Annotated in this window: 1 protein-coding gene; it reads right to left on the reverse strand. The window is 46.1% G+C overall.

Annotated elements, in window-relative coordinates:
• A partial coding sequence (locus JUI58_RS08480) for an HNH endonuclease (protein ID WP_204103331.1) occupies positions 1 to 241 on the reverse strand: 241 nt, incomplete at both ends.

The raw sequence follows: 241 nt of genomic DNA on the forward strand, positions 1-241 counted from the left end.
CATCATATAATTTCCAACGGGTAGAATTGACTGCTGCACTACCTCCCCCCTTCCCAAGGGGGGGCAGGGGGGGATCGTCCTTCTTTAGCGGTTTCTTGGCTTGTCCGATAATCCGTTTGAGAATATCTGGCTTACCCGATAGAAACTGTTCAATTTCTTGGTTTCCTTTACTTTGATTGCAAGGACGACAAGCCAGAGTTAAATTGCTGACTCGATTGCTACCACCTTTAGATTTAGGCTT

The organism is Spirulina sp. CCY15215 (genome assembly GCF_016888125.1).
Classification (GTDB): Bacteria; Cyanobacteriota; Cyanobacteriia; order Cyanobacteriales; family Spirulinaceae; genus CCY15215.